Source organism: Agrobacterium sp. CG674 (assembly GCF_053521645.1).
Genome location: NZ_JBNWDZ010000006.1, coordinates 121,904 through 148,680 on the forward strand (window position 1 = coordinate 121,904; position 26,777 = coordinate 148,680).

A 26,777-nucleotide genomic window follows, 5' to 3' on the forward strand; every position below is an offset into this window, starting at 1 on the left:
GACACGCATCGTTAGCGGTCGTAAAATGGGCATGCGGTATTTGCGTTATCTGGCGGATCGGCGGCCAGAAGAGCCACCCGGAGTTTCACCGGGTCCGTGGTGAGTATGTTCTAAATACCGAATAAATCTCTCGATGCAAGCCCGAATTGGAAACAGTCTGATGGACAGATCGTCAGGGCGCGGCCGCATGTCGGGAAGGCCATGCAACCCTCCTCAAGCGTTCCTCACCTCCATGACAGCAGGTGCGAAGGACAATTGTTCGTTCGCCGGTTTAAAGGATTGGTCGAACCATGCCCAGTTGTGTCTGCCCTCGCGCTTCATGCGGTAAAGCGCCTGGTCCGCCGCACTCAGGAGCGTTTCGATATCGTTGCCATGGTGCAGATAAAGGCTCGCTCCCACCGTTGCGCCAACGCAGACATTTCTGCCGGCGACCACAAACGGCTCGTCAAAGGCTTCTGTTATCCTCCGGCAGATTTTTTCTGCATCGGCCTGGGATGCCAGATCGGTCAGCAGGATAACAAACTCGTCTCCTCCCATCCGAACAACGGTATCATCAGAGCGGACAGATTGACGGAGGCGGTTTGCCGCGCTTTTCAAGACTTCATCGCCTGCCGCATGTCCAAAACAATCATTGATTGGTTTGAACTTATCGAGGTCGATCATCAGAACCGCGATCAGCTTGCTGGAGGTGAATGTAGCGCGTTGCGACAGTTCCGCGTTCCAGCGCTCCTCAAGCATCCGCCTGTTGCCCAGACCGGTCAATGCGTCTTCGTAAGCGATGCGCCTCAAAGCGTGTTCCGCAAGCTTGTGGTTCGTCAGATCTTCAAACATGGTTATGACGAGGCCGAATTCGTGCATGACGATGCCACGATGTAGAACCGGAACAACTGCTCCGTTCGCGTGCCGTATCTGCGTTTCGTGTGGCTCAATATCTGTTATGCCTACGGCCCCCGGTATCAAGGAGTTCGCCCACATGCTGCAAGCGGCCTTACTCTCGCTCTCGTTGACATAAACTTCGCTGAACCATTGTTCGATGGTGGCGAAATGACCATTCGGGTAGCCAAATATTTTTATGAATGCACTGTTGCTGAATCGGATCAGTCCTTCGGGGAAGGACGCCCATGACAGCGGTATCGGCAGGGAATCGAGCAGAATCAGGAATTCATCATCGGATTGATAAGTGCCACTGACCATTCGTTGCAGGATATGCTTCATTTCACCACCGTCTTTTGGCTCCGGGACACAGTACAAACACGAATGCAATGCTATCCTGCGGCAGCCACTTTCGGGCGCTGACGTTCCATCAACCACGCAAACAGTTGCTCGCTTCCAACAGGCCGCGAGAGCCAGTAACCCTGAATCTCGTCGCACCCCATCACACCCAGCAAATCGGCTGCCTCCAGCGTTTCAACGCCTTCTGCAACGACGCGATAACCCAGGCTGTGCGAAAGATCGATCATGGAGCGCACGAGAACCCGTTCACGGTTTCCATTCTCCATGTCCGAGACGAATGAACGGTCGATCTTCACAATGTCTGCCGGCAATTTCTGGAGATAGGCAAGGCTGCTATAGCCGGTCCCGAAATCATCGATGGCAAGGCGGATGCCCGCTGCCTTCAACTGGTTCAACAGTTCAAAAGCACCATCGGTCTCTTTCATCATCACGGTTTCAGTCAATTCCAGCTCGATCTGCGTGGGACTGATGTCGAACGAAGCAAGCTTGGACATCAACCGCTCATAAAAGTCTTGTTCTTCGAGGTTGAGGGCCGAGAGATTGAGGGACACACTGAAACGAAGGCCTCTGCGCTCCCAAGCCGCAAGCGTGACAAGCGTCTCGTTTATGACCCAGTCCGTCAGCTCTCGTGCAGATGCGGAGGCCTCGACCACAGGAATGAATTCGACAGGTGATATCGGACCAAGCACCGGGTGGTTCCACCGCAGCAAAACCTCTGCACTGTGAACATCACCGCTCGCAACATCCAGCCGGGGCTGAAAGACCAGAGAAAGCTGGTCGGGCGCCGTCAATGCAGTTTGAAAATCGTTGAGGATGCGGAAGTTGCGTCTGTGGCGCAAGTCGATGGCTGGTGAAAACATGCCGATTTTCGTCGGGCTCTGGTGGGCGTCCTGAATGGCGCTTTGCAACGATCTCAGAATGTCGTCCGGCGGCATGCTCTGCGGGTCGTAGGCAACCATGCCAATGGACGGCGACATCGAAATTTGCGTGTCGCTATAGTCCTGAATTTCGCCAAGCATCGTCTTGAGGAATTCAACATAGCGATCAGCACTCATATGATGAGGCGCGAAAAACGCAAACTGTGTGGGGCCGACATGATAGGCGGCGCCCTCGTCACCGACATGCTTGCGCAGAAGCAGCGAAACGGCCTGAATGACGTCATCCAGATAGGAGGGGCCTAGCACACGCGAGATCCGTTCGAACTGTTCCGTCTGCGCCAGATCGAGCAGAACGATGATGCGCTCACCGCTATCGCCGCGCAGAACCGCATCCGACAGATCATTGGAAAGCTGAAACCGGTTCGGCAGACCGCTCGATGCTTCGATGCGCCCCATGGCATGGGTCAGCTCAACCTGATCCATCACCATGGCCGCGAGATCTTTCAGCGTTGCCATTTCTGCATCGGTGACCTGGCGTGGCTCGGTTCCCAGTACGCAGAGTGCACCCAGGCCAAATCCATCCTGTGTGACCAATGGCGCACCTGCGTAAAAGCGAATTCCCGCATTTCCGAGAACACTGTCGACATAGTATTCATCCTGCGTGAAGTCTTCGATCACGACGAGTTTGCAGGATTCAGCCACATTCGCGCAGGGCGCCTTGTGACGCGGTATCTCGAAATGGTCGATGCCGACCTTCGATTTGAACCATTGCCGTTGCATGTCTGTGAGTGACACAGCAGCGATCGGGAGGCCGAAAATGCTGGCGGCCAGCCGGGTGATGCGGTCAAAACTTTCGCTGGGGAGCGTATCGAGCAACCTCAGATTCTTGAGGCTTGATAGGCGTGCGATCTCATTCTGCATGATAAAAATCCATGGCAACACTGGTGCGCTACCTTTGTGCGCAGCCACAATGTGGGGGGCGGTTCATTTTTTGGTGCAGCCATGTCGGCGCTTATATCCACGGTTGACGTGGATAGACGGGATCGGACAAACTGGGGCATCATGCCCAAAGAATTCAATTCTATCGGTGATCATTCCGCCTAATCATTGAATGAAAAGTGAATCCCTGCGGTGCAGTTGCGGCAATGGTTAGCAAATTATCTTTTATAATATTCGAAAGTTTAATTGTCTCGAAACGCAGCATGCCTCCCCGAAATAGAACCGGGGAGGCACGCATTTACGTGGTGGTTTCAAGCCACTTCGGGTAGGCCGGAAAGCAGCTTATCCAACGTCATCGGGTAATGGCGCAGACGAACGCCCGTCGCGTTGTAGATCGCGTTGGCGATTGCGGCCGAGACCCCGCAAAGGCCCAACTCACCCACACCCTTTGCCTTCATGGGCGAAGACATTGGGTCGGTCTCATCAAGGAAGACGACCTCCTGATGCGGAATGTCCGCATGGACGGGCACCTCATATCCGGCAAGGTCGTGGTTGACGAAGAAACCACGGCGCGTATCGACCGCAAGCTCTTCCATCAGCGCACCGCCAGCACCCATGGTCATGGCACCAATGACCTGACTGCGCGCGGTGATCGGATTGAGAATACGGCCTGCGGCGCACACCGCCAGCATACGGCGGATGCGGATTTCGCCCGTGGCGCTATCAACACCGACTTCCACGAAATGGGCGCCGAATGTCGATTGCTGATGGGTTTTCGTGAGATTACCCCACTCCATCGTGTCTTCACCCACCAGCCCGTCCGTGCCCGCAGCTTCTGAAAGAGGGACAGCCCGATTGCCGGACTTGACCATGCCATCTTCGAACAGCGCATCGTCCGAATTGAAGCCGAGCTTTTGGGCAATCGCTTCGCGCAGCTTCACACAGGCTGCGTAGACGCCTGACGTCGAGGAGTTTGCACCGAACTGACCGCCTGAACCGGCGGAAATCGGAAAGCGTGAATCGCCCAGTTGCACGGCAACCTTATCGACTGTCACGCCCATCATCTCGGCAGCGGTTTGGGCGATGATAGTGTAACTGCCTGTGCCGATATCCGTCATGTCGGTTTCGACCGTCACGATACCGTCAGAGCCGAGTTTCACCCGTGCGGCAGACGGCAGGACGAGATTGTCGCGGAAGGCCGCTGCAACGCCCATGCCGATTAGCCACTTCCCATCCCGGCGCGACGCGACCTTGGGACGTTCAGACCAGCCAAACTTCTCGGCACCGGTGTTCATGCAACCGATGAGGTCCCGGTGCGAGAACGGCCGTTCAGGGTTTTCGGGATCGACCTGCGTGTCATTGACGATGCGGAACTGGACCGGATCCATCCCGACCTTTTCGGCAATTTCATCAATTGCGATTTCGAGCGCCATCAAGCCCGGCGCTTCACCCGGCGCCCGCATGGCGTTACCCTCAGGCAAATCCAGCTGCGCCAGACGCATCGCCGTCATTCGGTTTGCACCGGCGTAAAGCAGCCTCGTCTGGTTCACAGCTGTTTCCGGCGCACCGTCAGGCAGGTTGCCAGACCAGCTTTCGTGGCCAATGGCGGTAATCTTACCATCGCTGCCAGCACCGATGCGGATGCGCTGGATGGTTGCCGGTCTGTGCGTTGTGTTGTTCGCAATCATCGGGCGCGGCAATGTCACCTTCACCGGCTGCCCTACGGCCTTGGCCGCAAAAGCAGCCAGAACCGCATCTGCGCGCAGGAACAGCTTACCGCCGAATCCGCCGCCGATAAACGGCGACATGAGGTGGATCTTGTCCTTGTCGACCCCGAGCGTCGTCGCCAAGTCCGAACGCCACCAGTCGATCATCTGGCTTGACGTCCACACTGTCACCTCGTCGCCATTCCAGGCGGCGATGGACGCGTGCGGCTCCATCATCGCGTGAGACTGATCGGGCGTCGTATAGGTCTCGTCGATTGTAATGGCAGCCGATTGGAAGGCAGCTATAAAGTCGCCCACTGATGTATCCGGCTTTTGGGATTCATCAGGTTTTTCGGAATTGCCCTTTTCGGCTTCAAGATCGAAAACACCCTTTTCCTCAGCGTAATCAACCTTGACCAAGGCAGCAGCAGCACGTGCCTGCTCGAATGTTTTCGCCACAACAACGGCAATTGCCTGATGGTAGTGTTCGATCACATCGCCGCCGAACAGGTTGGCGGTGTTGTATTCGCCCTTCTCCCGCTTGCCGACATCAAGGCTCGTCACGACGCTTACAACGCCCTCGGAACCCTTTGCCGCCGACAGGTTGAAGGACTTGATGCGCCCTTTCGAAATTGCCGAGTGCACCGGATATCCATAGAGATAGGGCACGTTGCCGTCATGCCACTCATAGGCGTATTTCGCTCCTCCGGTTGTTTTAAGCTCACCATCGATGCGCCGGATAGGCTGGCCGACGACTTTCAGGCGATCAATGGGATTGGTGGTTGCTGGTGTATCAAATTTCATCGCTCAACCCCTTGCTTCGGACAGGACGGCGCCAAGCGTGCGCTCGACAAGATCGATCTTGAACCGGTTCTCTTCTGTGGGACGTGCATCTGCCAGAATGGCTTGTGTCGCGGCAGGCGCGCCTTCCGCCAACTGGCTTTCAGCCGCCTCGACACGCCACGGCTTATGGGCCACACCGCCCACCGCAACCCGTCCTGTTCCATCCGACTGAATTATCGCACCGACAGAAATCAGCGCGAATGCGTATGATGCACGGTCACGTACCTTGCGGTAAATCTGCTTACCGCCGATGGGTGGAGGCAACACAACCGAGGTGATGAATTCACCTGCTTCAAGCGTGTTCTCGATATGCGGCGTGTCGCCCGGCAGACGGTAGAAATCCGCAATCGGAATGGAGCGACGAGACCCATCGGCTTTCACGGTTTCGATTGTTGCGTCGAGGGCGCGCATGGCAACGGCCATATCGCTGGGATGCGTTGCTATGCAGGCATCGCTTACGCCAACAACGGCAAGCTGACGGGTATAGCCGCCAATGGCGGAACAGCCGCTTCCGGGCGTGCGCTTGTTGCAAGGCTGGTTGGTATCGTAAAAGTAAGGACAGCGCGTGCGCTGCAAGAGATTGCCAGCCGTCGTTGCCTTGTTGCGCAACTGTCCGGATGCACCAGAGACCAGCGCCCGCGAAAGCAGGCCATAGTCGCGGCGGACCGTTTCATCGGCTGCAAGATCTGTGTTTCTGACCAGTGCGCCGATGCGAAGGCCACCCTCCGCAGTTGCCTCGATCTTATCGAGTTCGAGCCCGTTCACATCAATCAGATAGGTCGGCGTCTCGATCTCAAGCTTCATCAGGTCGAGAAGGTTTGTGCCACCCGCAATGAATTTGGCACCGGGATTGGATGCGACAGCTTTGGCTGCGGCTTCGACAGAGGAGGCGCGCTCATAGGTAAAAGCTTTCATGCGTTTATTCCCCCCACTTCTGAAATGGCATCGAGAATGTTCGAGTAGGCCCCGCATCGACAGATATTGCCGCTCATGCGCTCGCGAACTTCATCTGCTGTCAGCTGAGTCTTTGCTGTCAGATCGCCGGTCACGTGGCTTGGAATGTTGGCCTTGATTTCTTCCAGCACGGCGATGGAGGAACAGATCTGGCCCGGCGTACAGTAACCGCACTGAAAACCATCATGCTTGACAAAAGCCGCCTGCATGGGGTGCAAATCACCCGGCTGGCCAAGGCCCTCGATGGTGGTCACCTCATCGCCATCATGCATGACGGCGAGCGAAAGACAGGAATTGATGCGCTTTCCATCCACCAGAACTGTGCACGCGCCACACTGGCCGTGGTCGCAACCCTTTTTGGTGCCGGTCAGATGAAGATGCTCGCGCAGCGCATCCAGCAAGGTGGTTCGGTTATCCATATCAAGAACATGGTTCTGACCATTCACGGTCAGTGAGACTTCGGATGATTGTGTCATTGGGCTCCCCGCAGTTTGCGCCGCCGCGCTCTTGACGACGCCGGTGGCCGCTATCGTCGCGGCAGAGGAGATAAGTAAGTTTCGTCGGGAAAGTTCCAGTCGGACGCTGTCGAGCACGGCCCGCTCCTTTTCGATGGCTTGAGGTGCAAGGCTAACTGCGTCCAAGCGCAAAGGTGCCATCGACAAACGAAAAGTTGAACCCTAAGACCGTTGGCGACTGCCACTCCGCGGTCATCGTTTCACTTGTGCATATGCTACGGCGGGGTACAGTTGTTGTTCACACGGATGGCCTTCAGATCAAATGCTTCTAGCCTCTATCATATCTCTGTTTGTGCTTGGCGTTGAAACGCGGCCCACAACGGTTTTACACGTCTCGCAATCGCCGAAGACGCAACGGCACCCTGTCCAGGGGAGCCCGTCTGTCAGGACATTTTTTGGCTTCGACGAAAAACGGTGCCTGGGCATTGCGGACCTCTCGTCGCCAGAAAAGCCCGTGTTCACCGCGTATGACACCGGTGAATGGCAGTGCACCTACGTCATAGACTATGCGGAGACGGGCCATAAACCATCGCTTTTTCTGCAAATCCGGGGCGTGGAACCGGGCGTGTGGAGCAACTTCCGCATCAAGCTCAATTTCGGCTCCGTCCTGTCACGTCAGGTGCTGGCCGCCCGCGCTGCCAACATCGTCTATTCACTGCTCGGAACGAATATGCCGCTAAAGGATTTAGAGATGGTTCTGGCATCTGGGCTGGATATGGAGATCGCTTTCGGAGAGGCAACGCTGAAATACAGACAGGAACGGGGTGATCCCAACCGTTACAATCTGTTCGGCACCCGAACGACGCCACAGCCGCAACCAGACAAGGCAGAGCAATGAAGCGTTCGAGATAAATGGCAAGCCCACTTCGGGGGCAGGAAAACTGATGACGGTTGACAGCAAAGACACCCATTCTCTCAATGACCCGTTGGTCCATGCACAGGAATGGCGAGCCCAAGGGCGATCAGTCGCCATCGCAACAGTTATAGAAACCTGGGGCTCGGCGCCAAGGCCGGTCGGCAGTCACCTGGTAATCGACGCTGACGGCCATTTCGAAGGGTCTGTTTCAGGCGGATGCGTCGAGGGTGCAGTTATCTCCGCCGCACTCGATGTTATCGAGGAAGGACAGCCCAGAATGCTCGACTTCGGCGTGGCGGACCAGACGGCCTGGTCGGTTGGGTTATCCTGCGGTGGCCGCATCCGAGTCTATGTGGAGAAACTTCACTAATGGATGCCGCAACACTTGAGACCCTCAACGCCTTGCGCAGCAACCGCGTGGCAGTGGCCACCGTGACCAATCTTCAAAGCGGTACCGTCGAAGTTATTGCCTCGGAAGCGATACCATCCGGTGCTCTGGGTGAGGCCGTTGCCACCGCCCTCCAGTCCCGGAAATCCTCTGGCATCACGATTGAGGGCATCGATCATTTCATCAATGTTTATGTCCCCTCGCCCCGCGTCGTCATCATCGGTGCAGTCCATATCAGCCAGACGCTGGTGCACATGGCAAAGCTGACAGGCCTTGATGTTGTGGTGATCGATCCGCGAACGGCATTTGCCACACCTGAGCGCTTTGCCAGCACCGACCTCATTGCCGATTGGCCTGAAGATGTGCTGCAGGCACGACCGCTTGACCGGCACACGGCCGTGGTCGCCTTGACCCATGATCCCAAGATCGATGACTTCGCCTTGATGGATGCCCTCCGGAAAGGTTGCTTTTACGTGGGCGCTCTTGGTGGGCGAAAAACGCACGAGGCGCGGCTGAAAAGGTTGGCCGCTCAGGGCTTTGACGAGCCTGACCTACAGCGCATCCACGGGCCGGTAGGCTTGAACATCGGTGCAGTCAGCCCCGCTGAAATCGCAGTTTCAATCCTGGCCGAAATCATTTCCACAATGCGCTTCGGTGACAAGAGCCTGTCAAAGCGCAACGCTTGAGGGCTTGGCCAGAACGCCGCCAGCGCTTGCAATCGCCTCCGGCGTATCCACATCCATCAGGGCAGCCGACCCCAGCTCCACATCGATGATCTGAAGACCGGATGCCTTGATAAGACCACGTGCGCCGACGTCTCCTTCAAGTCGGCTGAGATCGTCAAACATGGAGCGTGGCAGGATAACCGGGTTACCAGGCTTGCCGTCAGCGACAGCCCGCACGATTGCAAGCCTTCCCGCTTGCTCGAAGGTCGAGATCATCTGGTTCAAGTGTTCGCTGGAAATTTTCGGCATGTCGGCCAACATCACCATAACCCCATCCGCGCCTTGGGCTTGCGGCACCGACAGCCCAGACGCAATCGAACTCGCCATCCCCGACGCATGGTTTGCGTTGACCACCCGGGCTATATCAAGACCATCAAGCACAGCGCTAAGCTCCTCATGCCGGTGCCCCAGGACAACCGTCACAGAGGCGGCGTTGCTTTGCCTTGCGGCCATCGCCATCTGGCGCAGCAAGGGAATGCCATCAAACTCCGCCAGGAGTTTGTGAGAGCCACTTTGCGCTGTGCGGCTGGACATTCCGGCAGCGAGCAGAACGATTGCAACACGCATTCAGTAATCCCCTTTTCATTTCCCATACACGGCTTCACCCGCCTCACCAAACCGGGGAGGTCAACCCATTCTAAAATCGGACTTACCCAATGGTTGCGATTGTGTAACCTGTTCAGGCTAGTATTGTCCTACGTGGCCGCTGACGGGTTGCGTCAATTGATGGTGGTAATATTGCCGTCTCTAAACGGTGATACTGGTTGCAGAGGAGAGATGTATGTCAGGCGACAAGACGCTACAGGACTGGCAGGGACTTGCTGAGAAGGAACTCAAACGCTCCCCCGACAGCCTTGTCTGGCATACCCCTGAGGGGATAGACGTCAAGCCGCTCTATACGGCAGACGACACGAAGACCATTCCCCACCTCGACAGCCTGCCGGGCTTCAAGCCCTTCGTGCGTGGACCTCGTGCCACCATGTATGCCGGGCGCCCCTGGACAATCCGCCAATATGCCGGGTTTTCGACTGCGGAGGAATCGAACGCCTTCTACAAGCGCAATCTGGCCGCTGGCCAGAAGGGCCTTTCCGTTGCGTTCGATCTGGCCACCCATCGCGGTTATGACAGTGACCATGAGCGCGTTGAAGGCGATGTCGGCAAGGCGGGTGTCGCCATCGATAGCGTCGAGGACATGAAAATCCTCTTTGATGGCATTCCGCTTAAGGACATGTCCGTTTCCATGACCATGAATGGCGCGGTCATCCCCATTCTTGCAAGCTTCATCGTTGCCGGTGAAGAACAAGGCTGCGCTATTTCGGATCTCTCCGGCACGATCCAGAACGACATTCTCAAAGAATTCATGGTGCGCAACACCTATATCTACCCGCCAGAACCCTCCATGCGCATCATTGCCGATATCATCGAATATACCGCGCGCGAAATGCCGCGCTTCAACTCGATCTCGATTTCCGGCTATCACATGCAGGAGGCGGGTGCGACGCTCGTTCAGGAACTCGCCTTCACCCTCGCGGATGGCCGGGAATATGTGCGCGCCGCCATCGCCAAGGGCCTCAATGTCGATGATTTCGCCGGGCGTCTCTCGTTCTTCTTCGCCATCGGCATGAACTTTTTCATGGAAGCGGCAAAATTGCGCGCGGCCCGTCTGCTCTGGTCGCGCATCATGGAGGAATTCAAGCCGCGAAAACCTGCATCGCTGATGCTGCGCACCCATTGCCAGACGTCAGGCGTATCCCTGCAGGAGCAGGATCCTTACAACAACGTCATCCGCACGGCTTATGAAGCCCTGTCGGCTGTGCTGGGCGGAACACAATCGCTGCATACCAATGCGTTGGATGAAGCAATGGCATTGCCAACCGAGTTTTCAGCACGCATCGCCCGCAACACGCAATTGATCCTGCAGCACGAAACCGGCGTGACGAAGGTGGTCGACCCCCTAGCAGGCTCCTATTATGTTGAAAGCCTGACCAGCGAACTTGCCGAAAAGGCATGGGCGCTGATGGAGGAGGTCGAGGCGCTCGGCGGCATGACCAAGGCTGTGGACGACGGCCTTCCCAAACGGCTGATCGAAGAAGCGGCGACAAGGCGACAGGCCGCCGTGGATCGCGGGGAGGAAATCATCGTTGGCGTGAACAAATACCGGTTGGAGAACGAAGACCCGATCGACATTCTCGATATCGACAACAGCGCTGTGCGCGCAGCACAGATCAGGCGTCTGGAAACGGTTCGCCGTCAACGCAATGCGCAAACGGTAGAGGCCACACTCTCAGTGATCACACAGATTGCCCAAACCGGTAAGGGCAACCTGCTGGAAGCCGCAATCGACGCCGCCCGCGCCCGTGCAACGGTCGGAGAAATTTCCGACGCCATGCGCAGCGTGTTTGGCGACCACGCCGCTGTTCCCGAAGTCGTTCATGATGTCTATGGCGCAGCCTACGAGAACGATCCGGAATATATGACCCTTTGCACCCGGTTGGGAGAACTGGCCACAGTCGTGGGCGGGAAGCCCAAAATGCTCGTCGCCAAGCTCGGGCAGGACGGGCATGATCGCGGCGCAAAAATCATCGCCTCAGCCTTCGGCGATATCGGCTTTGATGTCATTGCCGGTCCTTTGTTCCAGACACCGGCCGAAGCGGCCGATCTGGCCGTCAAGAACAAGGTGCATGTCGTCGGGATGTCATCGCTGGCCGCCGGCCACAAAACGCTCGCCCCGCAACTGGTGGAGGCTCTCAAGGCAAAAGGTGCGGAAAATGTCATCGTCATCGTCGGCGGCGTCGTTCCGAGACAAGACTATCAATATCTTCTCGACCACGGCGTAGCCGCCGTCTTCGGCCCCGGCACCAACGTGCTGGAAGCCGCCCGTGCCGTCATCGACCTGATGCAAGGCCGGCTTCGCAACAGCTGAACCCCACACACCCGGCGGCCCTCAACACAAGGTCGCCGGACACTATTTCACAAAACCGACAAAAACTTGACCACCAACAGACCGAACAGACATTTACCCCTTGCAAGCACCCTGATTGCTGGTTATGAGAACGCCCGCACGAACCTTACAGTTCGTGCCCGCGGAGAGGTGGCAGAGTGGTCGAATGCACCGCACTCGAAATGCGGCATACCTGCAAGGGTATCGTGGGTTCAAATCCCACCCTCTCCGCCATCACCTTAGCTATCTCATTGATTTATATGGAAATTTTTGACTAGCTGGAATTGGCCCGCCAGTCAGCCCGCCACGTGATTTTCGTTCTATTTTTTCCCACAATCCCCAAGAAAAAATCAGATCGACCGGTTGCTATTCGTTATGATATTCGATTACATGAGATTCATTAAGCAACAATTCTGCGCAAGACGTGCGGGATCCTCACAAAAGGGATCTCTATGTCTTCAATAAAGCAGTTGGGCCTTTTCTCTGGCCTTGGTACTTCTGAAGCTACTCCATCAAGTGACGTAGCGACTAAGCCCGCCTCAAAGTCTCTTGCATCAGAATGCTCCGACCCTCCTCGCAAGCGTAAGGCTCCTGCCTCCACCAGCGCGCACGCAGAGGAATGCTATCTTTCTGTCCAGGCTGTCGCGCGCCGCTATTCGATCAGCATCCAGACAGTCTGGCGCCATACCAAACAAAACCCGGCTTTCCCAAAGCCGATCAAAATCCTGAATGGCACTACGCGTTGGAGGATGAGTGACATCCTCTCGTTCGAGGTTGCGCGCCAGGAGGCTGGCCAATGACCGGGTCCGCCTCTCCTCGCAAGAAGCGTCGTAATCTCCAGAGTGAGAGGAAAGCTAGGGTTCATCAGCTTTACGCTAACGATGATGTCATCAAGCTCTATGAAATCTCACGCAATACGCTCACGAACTGGATCGCCGAGGGACTGCGTTTTGTCGACGGCGACGTACGTTTGTTTCGTGGCAAAGACCTGAACGCCTTTCACGCTCGTCGCAGAGAACGGGCTTCCGGGGCGCCACTTGCCCCTTTTATGGTCAACTGCTTTGGCTGCAAAGGCTCTCATTCACTGATCAATGACGAGATCTCGATCGATCCCGGTCGGACGCTCGGGGTCTTCCGCGCATCCATCACCTGCCCAGAAACTGGAGTGACGGCAAACAGATACGTTTGTAGTGAAGAGGTCGATACGATCCGAAAGCTTCGTGAAGCCAATCCCGGACGCGAGACTCGCGACTAATATGTTTCGCTAGTTCACTCCGCGATTGTGCAAATCGGGCGGTCTCGAATCCGGGGCCGCCTCAGGACCCAGTCCATTTTCCAACCATGGAGCTCGCTCCGCCAAAGACATTATTCCCAAGCCTAGGATTCACTTTGGCAAGGCAATCCCATGCGGTCTCGATAGATCGCATTGAATCGAAAGATAGAAATATGAATGCATCAAAGACTAACGCCTCAATCGTCTATCTCTATCAAGGCGAGCTGAGGCACGGTAAGGGGTTTCATCCCAAGACCGTCAACGACATCCTCCGTCACATCTGGCAGTTCGAGGAGCACACGGGTTCAGTGGACTTTCGAGCCGTTACCCTCAGGATGATTGAAGAGTTTAAAGAAGAGCTGATTGGCCCGGTTGACAAGATCGGCAAAGAGGGGCTGTCCGCCTCGACTATCGTACACACCTTTGGAAACCTGAAGGCCTTCTTCTCGTGGCTTTCCAATCAGGAGGGCTACAGGCGCTCCATCACCCGGCAGCTGTACAATCATTTCAACCCCTCTCGTCATCTCGTCGAGTTGGCAGGAGCAGCGGCCCAGAAGTATGTCCCCAGCGCGGATCAACTCCGGACCATCTTGGAGCAAATGCCGGCGGATGCGCCGGCACAACGGCGGAACCGTGCGATGCTGGCCGCGCTCTTCCTATTTGGTGTCCGCGACGGTGCGCTGATCTCACTTCGCCTCAAACATGTCGATATCGACCGCAAGCAGGTTTTCCAAGACGCACGCGAGGTGAAAACCAAGTTCAGCAAGACGAGTTTCGTCGACTGGTTTCCAGTGGGTGACGACGTTGAAAGCATCGTCATTGAGTGGATTGCAGAACTGAGGAACATGGGTGCCGGGGACGATGCCCCTCTCTTTCCGACGGCACCGTTCAAGCCGTGGGTTGGCCGACAGAGCATTGAGCTCGAATTTCTGACGACTGCGGCTCCCGTTCGGCAGGTCTTGCGTCGGGCAGCCGCTGCCGCGGGTGTCCCTTATTTCAAGCCCCACGCGGTTCGCTCAACCGTTGCAAAACTCTGCGATGAGTGGGCCGTGTCATTGCGCGACATGAAGGCGCTCAGCCAGAACCTTGGTCATGAGCAGATAAGCACCACCTCAAAGTATTACGGCGATGTCGATCCTGACGTGAAGCAGGAGCTGTTCCGCAAGATGCGAGAGAAAGAGCGCAATCCGACAGCTCGCGACATTGGTGAGCTTGCCGAGAGGGCGAGCCTTAAAACACAGAATGTCGTGCGCACGATCCTCCTGATGGAGCTAGATGGGAACTGACGGTCAAATTCGTATGGCGGCAAGACTGTTGCCGCCATACGTTTACCGTCATCGCCACGATTCCCGAAAGACACTAAAACCCGCCAGCGTATGAACTGGCCGAGCGGATCCGCAATGCCGGACCTGAAATGGAAAAACTCATAATATCGACCATAGAGGTTTTTGAGCGCAACAGATGATAACGTCGTCACGTTGAGAGGTATCGGCTAAGTTCTCCGCAGTCTTCAGATTGAACGCACAAAAGGCGATTCAATCACTGTTTGAGCTAAAAAACCCTTGCGCGCATATTATCCCTGAAGGATACATGACCCCCATAAAGTGGGGTGGGTATGAGCAAGTCTTGGATGGTGCGGGCCGAGCGTAATGGGCGGCTGTTTGATGCGTTTAAGGAGCATTCGGCAGTAGCAATCGGTTGGAATGAGGTGGGAGACCTCACCAACGTTAAGACGCGCAAGGCAATTTCTGATCTTGTGCTTGCAGCATGGCCGGAGACAAAACTTCAATCCGTAGCCATGGCTGCGGGTCAGCTTCATCGGTTCGTGAATGAAATTGATGTTGGCGATATGGTCGTCACATACAATCCATCGCAGCGGGTCTATCTCATCGGCGAAGTGGCAGGCCCCTATCGCTACGATTCTTCCGTTGATCCAGACGATGCGCAGTTTCGGCCCGTGCGCTGGCAGGGAGAGGTCAGCCGTGATTTACTGACCCTGGAAAGCCGCAACAGCCTTGGATCGATTTCTACCCTGTTTCGGATTTCAAACGACGTTACTCTCGAGCTTAGAAAGGCCATGACCTCTGGCCAATCCGCAAAGGCTGAAACAGTCGCGGCATCCACAGATGCGACAGAGGATGATCTGTTTCAGTCCATGGAGAGCCGCGCCCATGAGTTTATCAAGGATAGGGTCAACGCGCTGGCGTGGGATGAGATGCAGGAGCTTGTGGCTGGCGTGTTGCGCTCGCTGGGTTACAAGACCCGCGTTTCAGAGGCGGGGCCAGATCGGGGCAAGGATATTGTCGCCTCTCCAGACGGCTTCGGGTTTGAATCTCCGCGCATTGTGGTGGAAGTAAAGCACCGCAAGGGAGCCATGGGCGCGCCCGATGTGCGAAGCTTTCTGGGTGGGCGGCATCCGCAGGATAAGGGCCTTTATGTCAGCACAGGCGGCTTTACCCGCGAGGCGCGGTATGAGGCAGAACGCGCCAATATACCGCTGGCATTGATGGATCTTGATGATCTGGTGAAAAGCCTGCTTGAGCAATATGAAAAGCTGGATTTGCAAACACAGCAGCTGGTGCCCCTAAAGCGTATTTTTGTGCCCGCCTGAGCATAAAGCCAATTTTCTGCCATTGATGAGTATAAAGCCACCATGAACCCCACCGAAATTGCCGACGCCCTGGATGTCATTGCCAAGGAAAAATTCGATCCGGGCGAGTTCGGCTATTCCTTTGCGCAGGCCACGGATAATGCGCAGGCAACGGTGTCGAAGTTGCGGGCCGGTACCACCAATAAGTCTGATCTTGCGGGCGGCGTGCTGCTCAATGCAAAATTTCACTATGTCCCGGCCCTGCCGGGCATGGCGGCCCAGATGCTGGATGCACTGCGCGCTTCCAAGCGCAACGCCAAAGCCAAGCCTGCAATTTTGATTGCGACCGATGGCGAGATGATTGCCGCCGAACACCCCAAATCCGGCGAAACCCTGCATTGTCCGTTTGGAGAACTCGGTACCCAGTTCGCCTTTTTCCTGCCCGCCGCTGGCAAGGAGCGCTACCGGGCTGCCGAAGAAAACCCGGTGGACATCAAGGCCACCGGCAAACTGGCAAAGCTCTATGATGCGCTGTTGAGAGCCAATCCTGATTGGGCCGGGCCAGAGCGGCGTCATGCCATGAACCTGTTCATGACACGGCTGATTTTCTGCCTGTTCTCCGAGGATGTAGGCGTTTTTCCCGATGATCAGTTCTCGCACGCCGTGTTTTCCTATGGTGGCAACAAGGGCGAACATGCCCGCGACACGATAGTAACGGCATTTAGCGCCATGAACCTGCCAGAAGGGCAGCGCCCAAATCTGCCCGCCTGGACGGAAAAGTTCAAATATGTCAACGGCGGCTTGTTTGCCGATGCCATTGATGCGCCGAATTTCGATCCGATCTCGTTTCGTTACTTGCGCGATGCCGCAGGTCTGGATTGGAAGCTGATCAATCCGGATATTTTCGGCTCGATGATCCAGTCCATTGCCGATGCCAAAGCCCGCTCCGAGCTGGGCATGCATTACACCTCGGTGCCAAACATCATGAAAGTGCTGGGGCCGCTGTTTCTGGATGATCTGGATAGCGCCATCGACAAGGCTTGGGACAAGCCACCGGCGCTGGAAGCCCAGCTTCACCGCCTGTCCAAAATCCGGGTGTTTGACCCCGCCTGCGGCTCTGGCAATTTTCTGGTGGTGGCCTATCGCCAGATGCGCGAGCGCGAACTGCGCATTTTGAAACGGCTGGGCGAGCTGACAGACAATCCGCAAAACGTGCTGTTTTCATCGGTCAGCCTCAACCAGTTTTTTGGCATTGAAATCACCGATTTTGCCGCTGAAACCGCAAAGCTTGCGCTGTTTATTGCCGAATATCAGGCCAATGCCCGCTTTGCAGACGTGTTTGGCCGTATGCCTGCCCTGCTGCCCTTGCGCGATGGTGGGCACATCACCTGCGGCAACGCCTTGCGGCTGGATTGGGATGCAGTGTGCCCGCCACCTGTGGAGGGGGAAGAGGTTTATATTGCCGGGAATCCGCCGTTTTTGGGGTCCACCTATCAAAGCGACGAACAAAAATCAGATCTTGCCCATATATTCAAAGGGAAAGTCGACAAGTTCGCATCACTAGATTTTGTGAGCGCGTGGTTTTTCAACGCTGCCAATTATATTCGATTGCGTTCGGCTAGATCGGCATTTGTTTCGACAAATTCAATCTGCCAAGGGCAATCGGTACCGATTTTATGGCCGCATATTATGAAGGATGGCGTCGAGATTTTTTTTGCACATAGAAAGTTCAAGTGGAGAAATAATGCCTCGTCAAACGCCGCTGTAATATGCTCCATCGTTGGCCTGACGAGCAAAAATGTCCCTTGCAAAAAGATATTTGTCGACGACTTAGCGCATGATTCTGACGATATAAATGCGTATCTAATTGACGGTGCCAATATATACGTCCATCCGACCCGAATGGAGATGTTTGGTCTCCCAACAATGGTTTATGGCAATAAACCGGTCGACGGCGGCGGCTTGATCCTATCAAAATCCGAATATGATGACCTCATCGAGCATGAACCTGATGCAGACGAATTTGTTAAGAAATTCGTCGGTTCATACGAATTGATCAACGGGGTAGAACGCTTCTGTCTATGGATCTCTGATGAAGATCTAGATCGAGCAAAATCAATTAGTTGGATTAGAAATAGAATAGAGCTAACCAGAACCAACCGACTAAATATGTCTGACGGATATCGGTTAGCTGATCGACCTCATCAGTTCAGAGAGTTCAATATCGGAAATAATCATTCGATCCTAATTCCAAGCATCACCTCCGAAAGTAGGCAATATCTTCCTGTTGAAATCGTTCGCAACGACACCGTAACTTCAAACAAGAATTTCGCTATTCACGACGGAAAGGAATGGCTGATCTCTATTATATCATCCAGGATGCATTGGGTTTGGGCGGATACTGTCTGCGGCAAATTAAAATCTGATTTTCAGTACTCGAACACCCTTGGCTGGAACACGTTTCCCGTACCCAAATTTACCGATGAACAGTTGGCGCAGCTTTCAGCCTCGGCCCGGCGTATTTTGAAAACCCGGTATAAGCATTATCCCAAAACCATTGCCGATCTCTATGACCCGGACAAAATGCCCGAGGATTTGCGCGCGGCCCACCGCGACAATGATGCGCTTTTGGAAAGCATGTATATTGGCAGGCCCTTTCGCAATGACACCGAGCGGCTGGAAAAGCTGTTCAAGCTCTATGCGGCCAAAGTGAAGCAGGTAGCGAAATAATGGTTGAGATGGTCAATGTTGCTTACGCCGCCACGGGCAAATCCAAGGCCACCAATGCGCTGGGGCAGCGGCCCATGCAGGCCCGTGTTTATGCCGCCCGCAGTGCGCAGTTCATTTTGCTAAAAGCGCCGCCTGCTGCAGGCAAAAGCCGCGCCTTGATGTTTGTGGCGCTGGATAAGCTGCACCAGCAAGGCCTTGCCAAAACCATTGTCTGCGTGCCGGAAACCTCGATTGGCGGCTCGTTTCGCTCCACCGATTTGAAATCCTATGGATTTGATGCCGATTGGCAGGTGGAAGACCGCTGGAACCTTTGCCTTTCCGGCACCGAAGAAGGGTCTGTTGCGCAGAAGGTGAAGGCTTTTGCCGAGTTTATCCAGTCTGATGCCCGTGTGCTGGTCTGCACCCACGCCACATTTCGCTTTGGCTTTGAAGCGGTGGAGGCCGCCCACGGCATTGAGGCGTTTGACGCGGTGTTTCTGGCCATTGACGAATTTCACCATGTGTCCGCTGCCGACAACAACCGTCTGGGCGAGATTTTGCGCCGGATCATCACCCGTGGGCAGAGCCATGTGATGGCCATGACCGGCTCTTATTTTCGCGGCGATGCGGTGCCGGTGCTGCGCCCGGAGGATGAGGCACGTTTTACCACCATCACCTATTCCTATTACGAGCAGCTTGAGGGCTATGAATATCTCAAGGCGCTTGGGGTCAATTATAGTTTTTATCGCGGGCGATATCTCAATGGTCTGCCGGATGTGCTCGACACAGGGCTCAAGACCATTATTCACATTCCGCATCGCGGCGGCGCTGAGGCTTACGGCGACAAATTTGGTGAGGTTGGCGACATACAGTCGCTTATCGGCACGCATATCGGCGTTGAGGACGGCACTGGTTTTGACCTCATTCAGACGTCGGACGGTCGAATCTTGAAAGTAGCCGATCTGGTCAATGATGGCCCGGAACGCGAAGGGGTGAAGGCTGCTCTTTCCCGCGAAATCAGAGGTGCAGACGGCAAGCGCGATGATGTGGCGGACCGCGCCAAGGTGGATATTATCATTGCGCTGGGCATGGCCAAGGAAGGGTTTGACTGGATTTGGTGCGAACATGCGCTGACCATCGGCTATCGCGCCTCGCTGACCGAAATTGTGCAAATCATTGGCCGTGCCACCCGCGATGCGCCGGGCAAGCTCAAAACCAAGTTTACCAACCTAGTGGCCGAGCCGGGCGTGGAGACAGCAGCCGTCAAGGATGCCGTGAACGATATGCTCAAAGCCATATCCGGCTCGCTTTTGATGGAACAGGTTCTGGCTCCAAATTTCAAATTCTATCGCCGGGAAGATGGCGACATTCGCGAACCAATTGCCGATGACGGCCAAGGCACCATCACCATTGGCATCAAGGGCCTGATGGAGCCACCCACAGACCGCGCCCGCGAGATCTGCGAAAATGATATGGCCGATCTGATGGCAACCGCCTGTCAGGCGGTGGACGCGCGGGTTATTGCCCCGGATACAGCGCCCGAAGTTGCCACCCAGATGCTTCTGACCGACATTATCGAGCATCGCTACGAAAACCTCAGCGACGACGAGGCGGAAGCCATCCGGCAAAATCTCGCCGCCCGCATGAACATTCTGACCCTCGCCCGGCGCGAGGCCGAACGCGGCTTTGCGGAGGCTGGCACGCCCTTTCTCGGTGCGGATGAGACCCAGACAACCACCGCTCAACCTACGGCTGACGACGAAACGGATGACAGGCTGGCACCCAACACGCTACTGGCCATGGTGCGGCGCTTCATCAACGTGCGTGAGCTGGATATTGACCTGATTGACAGCGTCAATGCCTTTCAGGAATGCTTTGAGGTGGCATCGCGTAGCTTTGATGGACCGCTTCTGTCGCAGGTTCAATCGGCCATGGTTGCGATGCGGGTGCAGATGAGTGAGGAAGAAGCCCGCACCCTGTGGCCGCGCATCAAGCGCTTTCGGGCACAAGAGGGGCACGAGCCCAATGTGCATGCCTCTGACCCGCTGGAAAAGCGCATGGCCGAGGCTTTGGCCTGGCTGAAAAACCGCAAAGCGCAAACGCTGCGTGAAGGGTCTGTCTGATGCCGCGCCCGACGCTGGATGATATTTTCAACGAGCCAGATGAATTTGGCCTCTTGAACGTGACGCTTAAAATCAGAGCCACGTCTCAGGGCAATGGCACCGTATCCATCATGCAGGATGTAACGCGCTTTTACGAGCAGCATGGCCGCCTGCCCGATGCCAACGCCTCCAATCACGAAGAAATGCGGCTGGGAACCATCTGGGAGGGTCTGGCAAAAGCCCCCAGCGATGAGGTGCGGCAAGCGGACCGGCTGGATCTACTGACGCTCAAAGCGGCCAAGGAGACGATTTCTTGGCGTGACGACATTGATAACGACGATGTTCCCGATTCGCTTGACGATATTTTTGCCGATGACGCATTGGATATTCAAGCCGACATTGTTCAGCTTCGCCATGTTACCCCCGCAGCAGAACGCCAGCTTCCGGACCATCGCGCCGATTTCATTCCCTGTCGGGATTTTGAGCAATTCTCTGCCCTGTTTGAGACAATGCAACAGGGGCTGGACAGCGGCGCGCGCGAGGCGACGTTGATTGAGAAATGGGCGATCATTGAGCCAGTGGAAGGTGATTTCTTCATCCGCAACGGGCTTCTGGCCTATATTGCCGAAAAGAGCGAAACCACGCAGCGCGGCGGCGCGCGCGATCATCGCCTTCGGGTGATTTTCTCCAATGGCATGGAGAGCGATCCCTTGATGTCATCGTTTCGAAAATCATTGACAGAAGACAGAACCGCCCGCGTCATCCAGCGCCTCGGCTTAGGACCGCTTGACCCCGATTGGGAGACCGACAAGGTTTCACTTTCGGGCACAATCTATGTGGCACGCAGCCTTTCAGAAGATCCCGCAATCAAGCGTGAGCGCAACCTTCTCTACAAGATCGGCGTTACCTCACAAGATGTGAAGCGGCGGGTGGCAGATGCCCGCAATGACCCAACCTTCTTGCTGTCTCCGGTGGAGATTGTTGCAACATTTGAGCTGCAAAACCTATCACGCACCAAGGTAGAAAATCTTCTGCATCGCTTCTTTGATTCAGCCCGCCCCGGCGAGCTCTTTATCATGGATCGCTTCGGCAAAAGGATCAGACCCCGCGAATGGTTTTATGTCCTGCCGGAACATGTCGCGCAAGCGGCCAACCTGATTAAGGAAGGCACGCTTCATCTCTACCGCTATGACCGCGACACACAGAGGATTGTGAAGTTAGCCTCCTCGTGACTCTCGTTTGGCTGGTCAATGTTCTGGTCACGTTCGCCGTCTTATCCTGGCTCCTGCTAGCACCCGGTCCAAGTTGAGTTGAGGAAGGGGCAGCCTCGCGCCGCCAAAATGGTCGTTCGTCTCTCTCGAGCTGTCTTAAAGCAGCCGCTCGTTGCAATGCGAACAACGAAACGTAGAGGGCGGAAAGCGGACATTCACCTCGGAGCGCACGCTCACAGGGTCTCAGAAGGTTTCTCGGAAATGTCGCGCGTCACTGCGACCAACATCTTGCCGTCAGCGAGACCTTTATTTACTGCTGCACACTTCTCTCCCACAAGTGCCACGAGTTCTTCGAAGTTCACCGCTTTGCCAGCGACAATCTTTTGGAAGGCGCTTCTTTTGATCTTCCTAGTCGTCTTGTCTTTCTCGATTGTTCTTGGACGAGCAGCATTGACGAGCACATAGATCCCTGTGTGGGATGAAGGCTCAAACAGATATTGCTTTGAAAGCTGTTCACCCGGAGTGTTGACAAGCTGGTCTCCTGACCAATGATCCATATCCGCAAGTTTGATCTCAACGGACACCTTCCCCAAAGCGTCTACTCTCGAATGCAACCTGAGGTCGGGTCGTTTCTCACCCGCGACTTCTTGTTCCCTGATAACTGTGTAATAGCGCTCTCCTACGTCTCTCAGGCGAGCAGATAGCCAATTCCTAAGATCGCCTTCTTTCGCTTCGCCGCGCCGGAAGAATGCGCTTTCATCATCGTCGGAAGTGTGCAGCCTCTCAAGGAGAGTATTTAGATGGGTTTGGCAAAGCTTCCTGAACTCTTCCACAGTCGCCGGTGGCTTGGACTGATCGTTAAGAAACCGAATTGCCTCAGCAGGTAAGAATTCGGGCCTTCTCCCGGCTCCTCGTTTCATCAGCTCGATCTGATACAAAAAAGTGTCTCGGTAGCTTGAAAGCACATTTGACTTGGCCAATCTTTCAAATGCGCTGACAACATCGGGCGTTTGAAACGCTGCCAAAATAGTGGTGTAGTTCCGCCTGTTGCTCTCGGCGTGGTCCTCTTTTCTTGGCGAGTAGAAACCCTCGTGCTTCACATCCCTCTCAGGCGGCCATGCCAAGTATGATGCCTGAACCAGCCACTCTAGAAGAATTGCATCTTGCTTGTATTCCCCTCGCACTTGGTCCAAACTTTCGTCCAGAGCAGGCTTGTTTCCTTCGCGACCCAAATACTCGAAAAAAAGCGCGCTCTGCCCGGCGCTATGCAGATCGCCAAAAGTCGAGATCAATACCTTTTTAGTGGCGCTTGAGTTCGCATTCATTAGACCATCGAGCCACATCCATGCCTCTCGGAAATCAAACCGGGACATCGCCGCACGATACCCAGAGACAAGAAACCTAGAAAGGCGGCTTCGCTCGACAGTCGGCGCTCGAGCAATGATGTCTAGGCAGAGCATTCTATCGCGACGGTTCCTTGGAAGAGCACACATCAACATCCGCAGAAGCATCGGAGCCATTAGGTTTCTAATTCGAACACCGGAGTAGGCGATTTTGCTTATGCAATCCGACACGTGGTGATCATCGTCACCTCGCTCAGAGTTGAAGTCTTCCAGCAATGCACACTTGACCTCAGAGCAAAATTGGCTTGGAAAATTGTTTGCTAATTCTTCAACCCATTGGGGAAAGCCGTTCAATTCATGGAAAGCGTAACGGAAGGCCTTACGCGCAAGGTCAGCATTAGAAGGCAGTTCGCCAAATGAGTAATCGAGATTAACGCCTGCTAGACCTATGTGGCCTAGGTATGTTCCCCGCTCAGCGTAGCTCGTACCATTGATTTTCCAGTATTGCCGCAAGCCATTGCTGAAAATTTTAGCGATCTCAGCCCCATATTCTTCGTTGATCGCGCGGATCGTCCCGTTTCCAAGATCATCTGGAGCTCGGTTAAAGAGCCAAATGGCATTGCTGTTGTCGAACCTACCTGCGGAAATTTCCTTTCGACTGCTCTTGACACACTTTCGATTTTTTCGTGCTGTTCTCCACGCCTGAATGGTTTCCTTCTTGCCCCGAAACCACCTTTGGGTTTCGCAGCGATATTGATACCAGAAGCGTGATTTGGTTTGAAGAAACCAGCCATGGACGCCGAATTGCCGCCTTTGGTCCTCGTCACCGTATTTCTTGAGATACCTTTTGAGAACACACAACGCATTGTTGTGATCTGTACCCCGGAGTTTGGTCAGGATATTTTGGGCTAAGTCGAGTAGAAATGCCCGCTCACTTTGATCGTTAGTCCTTGACGCAAGCTCGCAGAAGTAAGACACATCGGACTGGTCGAAGACGTCTCCATTTTCCTCTTTATCAGCAAACTCTAAGGGGTAGATCACTCCGAACGGGACGCGGTGCCGCTGAACTCTGTCAGAGAAAAGGGCCACTCTTCGCTGAACGAGAGTGTGTTTGACGACGGGTCGTTCACGCAGGCCATTCGCCAGTTGCTTCGTTACAGCCTTGCGACCGAACACGTCGATCCTGTTATCCTTGCCCATCGCGATCTCAACGGCATTGAGCAAGTCATCATCGTCAGGACGCATATCCTTATTAACCAATAGTTCCGACGCTAGGTAGATTATGGCAGGCACAAACCTTATGTACTGATCCGAAGCGTTGGGCATTCGGTAGCGGTTTTCAGAACGGCCTGAAAATGAAAAGCGCAGCAAAATTGACAGCCAGGTCTGCTTTTGCGACTTCGGCAAGCCTTCAAATATTTCGATCAAATACTGAGATGTCGCGGATGAGTAGTTTGAGCGCTCTCTTTGAATTGTCGAAAGAATGCTAATCCCGTCGAGCAGAGTGGCCGCGCCAAATCCGTACTTCAACGCCTTTAACTGGAACATATTCCAGTTCGGCGCAGCGTCAGAATCTTCTGCATCTGGCGCCTTCGCGGTCAGGGCTGTTGCCAGTACATCAGCGCGGAAAGTTTGATCCCCTATCTCATCCAGAGCAGCGCACGCTTCTGCTTTGGTGCGATAGCCAATTTCTGGATCCCTCACATAAGCCGCTAGTTTTGCAGCAAGCGGCTTCATTTGACCAAATCTAGCCATATCAATCAAAAATTCGGTCAGCTCAGGTGATCTGGATTTTTCTAGGAGCTCATCGACTAACGGCCATAAATCAGGGTGTGAGAAGCGCTTAAGATCATCATGATAGAACCACTCACCTCTGTAGCGAAGGTCGTCGTAGAAACGCGCGTAGTTGCGCAGTGCGATCTCCTTGTCGCCGACAGATAATGATTGTGGATCCCCAGTCTCTATGAGTAGGGCAGGTCTGACGTTTGCTACAATAGCCTTTGCGGAGCTGTTCAAGGCTGCCAACCAGCCCATGACGTGCTCTGTGGACTGCGGGATCGATCGCCGTCCTAGTCCCTCGGCAAGAAGAGGTGCGATTGTCTTTTCGGAGTGCGCTCTAGCTCGCAGGCTCTCGTCGAAATGCTCAGCTGCGAGGAAATCCCGTATCTCCCGATGCGCGAACCTGATGCGTCCCCCAACAGATGGCTGAAATAGTCCGCAGGCGAGCAGTTGGCGCACCTCGTTAGTGGTCCAGGCTTCCGCATCCGTGGACAGGATATTTGCAGCATTCGTGGCATCGTCTGCCGACAACGGAAGAACGGCAAAATCCTGTTTACCGGATAAAATCACGAATGCTGCAAGTTTCGCTGCGGCCTTGCGCGCTCGGTTGACGTCAACATTCAAGCGATCTGTGCTTTCAGATCGCCCGAACAGCCGCCACGTGACCAAATCGCGCATGACTTGTAGTCTTGATTTGAAGACCTCCTCGGAGGAACTGCCTTCACTAACGGCCTTTTTCCAAACATCTAAGAATATATGCGCGTCCAGCGGTTGCTGGATTAGGCCGGCAGAAAGATGCGCATTCACAGCGTTGATAAAGTCCGAGGGATTCACATCGCGAGAAATAGCAAGTTTCTCAATGTCCCCAGTCACCAGCGGTGCGAGGCGGTAAATTTTGTGGGTAGGGTCGTCTGCTTGCGAGTCCTGTTCGGCATTTCTCGTCTGTCGTATGAAACGAATTAGACGTCTTAGATCACCATCTCCAAGCCATTCGCTTGGGCGACTGGTAACCAGAACATGCAGTGGTCCCTGTCGTCTGCCGACCTCTCGTGAGACAATATCGAGTGCCTTTTCCAGCGCACTTTCATTGCGTGAAGACGGTAACCGCGCCTCATCTAGAGCGTCAAAAAACAGAAAGCCGCCTTTTCTAGTTCGCTTCCATTTTTCAAACCGCTCGTCTTGATTTTCCAATTCGAAGTCGAATGACCCCGCCAAGGTCCCTTCTTGTAGCGCCTCCAAGCGCATCAGAAACGCGTCTTGTCTTGCCTCAATAAGGCGCTTCACTTGCTGACGAACTTCAGTTGTTTTGCCTGAGCCAGCCGTGCCAAGGAGAATGGAAACATCGTTCGTCAGAATTTCTTCCCACGTGTTCCCCGTCTCTCGGGTCGCGAGCCTAGCCCAAATACTATCCGGCTCATCGTCAAAGTTCGCCGAATGGATTTCGACAAAGCGTCGTGACAAAGAAACGTACTGGCTACTAATCACTATATCCCCCGACACCCGTTGGGCGATAGTATCAACGGTGTAGCCCATGCACCACCAAAATTGGCACACACTTTATCAACTTCAATAAGATAGATTTCTTCGTTTGCAACCAGCGGCGCGCCTCCGATCGGCTAGCAGAACCCTCGACCTACCGTCAAGAAATGCGCAGATTGGCGCGAAGCTGCCGAGATCGCCGACCCAAGCTGACCACTCCGAACAGCAAGTAGTTGCCTATATTAGAAAAATTAAGACGGACAGAACCACTTAACTAAGGGTCAGAGGTTCGCATCCGTTCAAGAACTACACC

At 54.8% G+C, this 26,777-nt stretch carries 17 protein-coding genes, 1 tRNA gene and 1 other annotated feature; of the genes, 11 read left to right on the forward strand and 7 right to left on the reverse strand.

All coding sequences use genetic code 11. The features are described from left to right. Nucleotides 1–43: 43 nt before the first annotated feature. Nucleotides 44–99: a sequence feature (sul1 is cis-regulatory element that is thought to sense ions involved in sulfur or methionine metabolism; They are found in Alphaproteobacteria), on the reverse strand. A gap of 114 nt (nt 100–213) precedes the next feature. From ACQZ51_RS17000 to paoA, 5 genes are all read right to left on the reverse strand, one after another. Continuing rightward, the gene (locus ACQZ51_RS17000) at nt 214–1,215 is read right to left on the reverse strand and encodes a diguanylate cyclase domain-containing protein (RefSeq protein ID WP_448778978.1); all 1,002 of its coding nucleotides are present in this window, start codon (nt 1,213–1,215) and stop codon (nt 214–216) included. Between the two features lie 50 nt (nt 1,216–1,265). After that, the gene (locus tag ACQZ51_RS17005) at nt 1,266–3,032 is read right to left on the reverse strand and encodes a sensor domain-containing phosphodiesterase (protein ID WP_448778980.1); all 1,767 of its coding nucleotides are present in this window, start codon (nt 3,030–3,032) and stop codon (nt 1,266–1,268) included. Nucleotides 3,033–3,361: 329 nt separating this feature from the next. Continuing rightward, nucleotides 3,362–5,560, reverse strand: a complete 2,199-nt coding sequence (gene paoC / locus ACQZ51_RS17010; protein WP_448778982.1) for an aldehyde oxidoreductase molybdenum-binding subunit PaoC — start codon at nt 5,558–5,560, stop codon at nt 3,362–3,364. A gap of 3 nt (nt 5,561–5,563) precedes the next feature. Next, nucleotides 5,564–6,514 (reverse strand): FAD binding domain-containing protein, encoded by a 951-nt coding sequence (locus ACQZ51_RS17015; RefSeq protein ID WP_448778984.1) that lies wholly within the window; start codon nt 6,512–6,514, stop codon nt 5,564–5,566. Continuing rightward, complete coding sequence (paoA, locus tag ACQZ51_RS17020; RefSeq protein WP_243257878.1) at nt 6,511–7,146, reverse strand: aldehyde dehydrogenase iron-sulfur subunit PaoA; 636 nt, start codon at nt 7,144–7,146, stop codon at nt 6,511–6,513. The genes ACQZ51_RS17015 and paoA overlap by 4 nt, the downstream gene beginning before the upstream one ends. A 184-nt stretch (nt 7,147–7,330) precedes the next feature. Between paoA and ACQZ51_RS17025 the strand changes: the two genes are divergently transcribed. The 3 genes from ACQZ51_RS17025 to ACQZ51_RS17035 are packed head-to-tail and all read left to right on the forward strand — an operon-like array spanning nt 7,331 to nt 8,998. Further along, nucleotides 7,331–7,906 (forward strand): DUF6030 family protein, encoded by a 576-nt coding sequence (locus tag ACQZ51_RS17025; RefSeq protein ID WP_448778987.1) that lies wholly within the window; start codon nt 7,331–7,333, stop codon nt 7,904–7,906. Between the two features lie 46 nt (nt 7,907–7,952). Further along, the gene (locus ACQZ51_RS17030) at nt 7,953–8,294 is read left to right on the forward strand and encodes an XdhC family protein (RefSeq protein ID WP_448778988.1); all 342 of its coding nucleotides are present in this window, start codon (nt 7,953–7,955) and stop codon (nt 8,292–8,294) included. Further along, nucleotides 8,294–8,998 (forward strand): XdhC family protein, encoded by a 705-nt coding sequence (locus ACQZ51_RS17035; protein WP_448778990.1) that lies wholly within the window; start codon nt 8,294–8,296, stop codon nt 8,996–8,998. Before ACQZ51_RS17030 ends, ACQZ51_RS17035 begins: the two co-directional genes overlap by 1 nt. On the opposite strand, the gene ACQZ51_RS17040 is transcribed toward ACQZ51_RS17035, so the two are convergent. Further along, nucleotides 8,981–9,604 (reverse strand): nucleotidyltransferase family protein, encoded by a 624-nt coding sequence (locus tag ACQZ51_RS17040; protein ID WP_448778992.1) that lies wholly within the window; start codon nt 9,602–9,604, stop codon nt 8,981–8,983. The two genes, ACQZ51_RS17035 and ACQZ51_RS17040, sit on opposite strands and share 18 nt — an antisense overlap. Before the next feature lie 214 nt (nt 9,605–9,818). Between ACQZ51_RS17040 and scpA the strand changes: the two genes are divergently transcribed. The 8 genes from scpA to ACQZ51_RS17080 all read left to right on the forward strand — a co-directional run bounded on the left by scpA (nt 9,819) and on the right by ACQZ51_RS17080 (nt 21,884). Further along, a complete protein-coding gene (scpA, locus tag ACQZ51_RS17045; protein WP_448778994.1) occupies nt 9,819–11,960 on the forward strand; it encodes a methylmalonyl-CoA mutase in 2,142 nt (713 codons plus the stop codon). Between the two features lie 162 nt (nt 11,961–12,122). After that, nucleotides 12,123–12,212: transfer RNA gene (locus tag ACQZ51_RS17050), tRNA-Ser, on the forward strand. Nucleotides 12,213–12,774: 562 nt separating this feature from the next. After that, nucleotides 12,775–13,233, forward strand: a complete 459-nt coding sequence (locus ACQZ51_RS17055; RefSeq protein WP_448778996.1) for a hypothetical protein — start codon at nt 12,775–12,777, stop codon at nt 13,231–13,233. A 191-nt stretch (nt 13,234–13,424) separates the two neighbouring features. Further along, complete coding sequence (locus ACQZ51_RS17060) at nt 13,425–14,537, forward strand: tyrosine-type recombinase/integrase (RefSeq protein WP_448778998.1); 1,113 nt, start codon at nt 13,425–13,427, stop codon at nt 14,535–14,537. Between the two features lie 329 nt (nt 14,538–14,866). Further along, entirely contained in the window at nt 14,867–15,862 is a 996-nt protein-coding gene (locus ACQZ51_RS17065; protein WP_448778999.1) for a restriction endonuclease, read from the forward strand. 42 nt (nt 15,863–15,904) lie between these two features. Then, entirely contained in the window at nt 15,905–18,571 is a 2,667-nt protein-coding gene (locus ACQZ51_RS17070; RefSeq protein ID WP_448779000.1) for a class I SAM-dependent DNA methyltransferase, read from the forward strand. Next, nucleotides 18,571–20,673, forward strand: a complete 2,103-nt coding sequence (locus ACQZ51_RS17075; RefSeq protein WP_448779001.1) for a DEAD/DEAH box helicase — start codon at nt 18,571–18,573, stop codon at nt 20,671–20,673. The genes ACQZ51_RS17070 and ACQZ51_RS17075 overlap by 1 nt, the downstream gene beginning before the upstream one ends. Continuing rightward, entirely contained in the window at nt 20,673–21,884 is a 1,212-nt protein-coding gene (locus tag ACQZ51_RS17080) for a GIY-YIG nuclease family protein (RefSeq protein WP_448779002.1), read from the forward strand. The genes ACQZ51_RS17075 and ACQZ51_RS17080 overlap by 1 nt, the downstream gene beginning before the upstream one ends. A gap of 212 nt (nt 21,885–22,096) precedes the next feature. Here the strand turns inward: ACQZ51_RS17080 and ACQZ51_RS17085 are convergent, their stop codons facing one another. After that, the gene (locus ACQZ51_RS17085) at nt 22,097–26,518 is read right to left on the reverse strand and encodes a hypothetical protein (protein ID WP_448779003.1); all 4,422 of its coding nucleotides are present in this window, start codon (nt 26,516–26,518) and stop codon (nt 22,097–22,099) included. Nucleotides 26,519–26,777 lie beyond the last annotated feature (259 nt).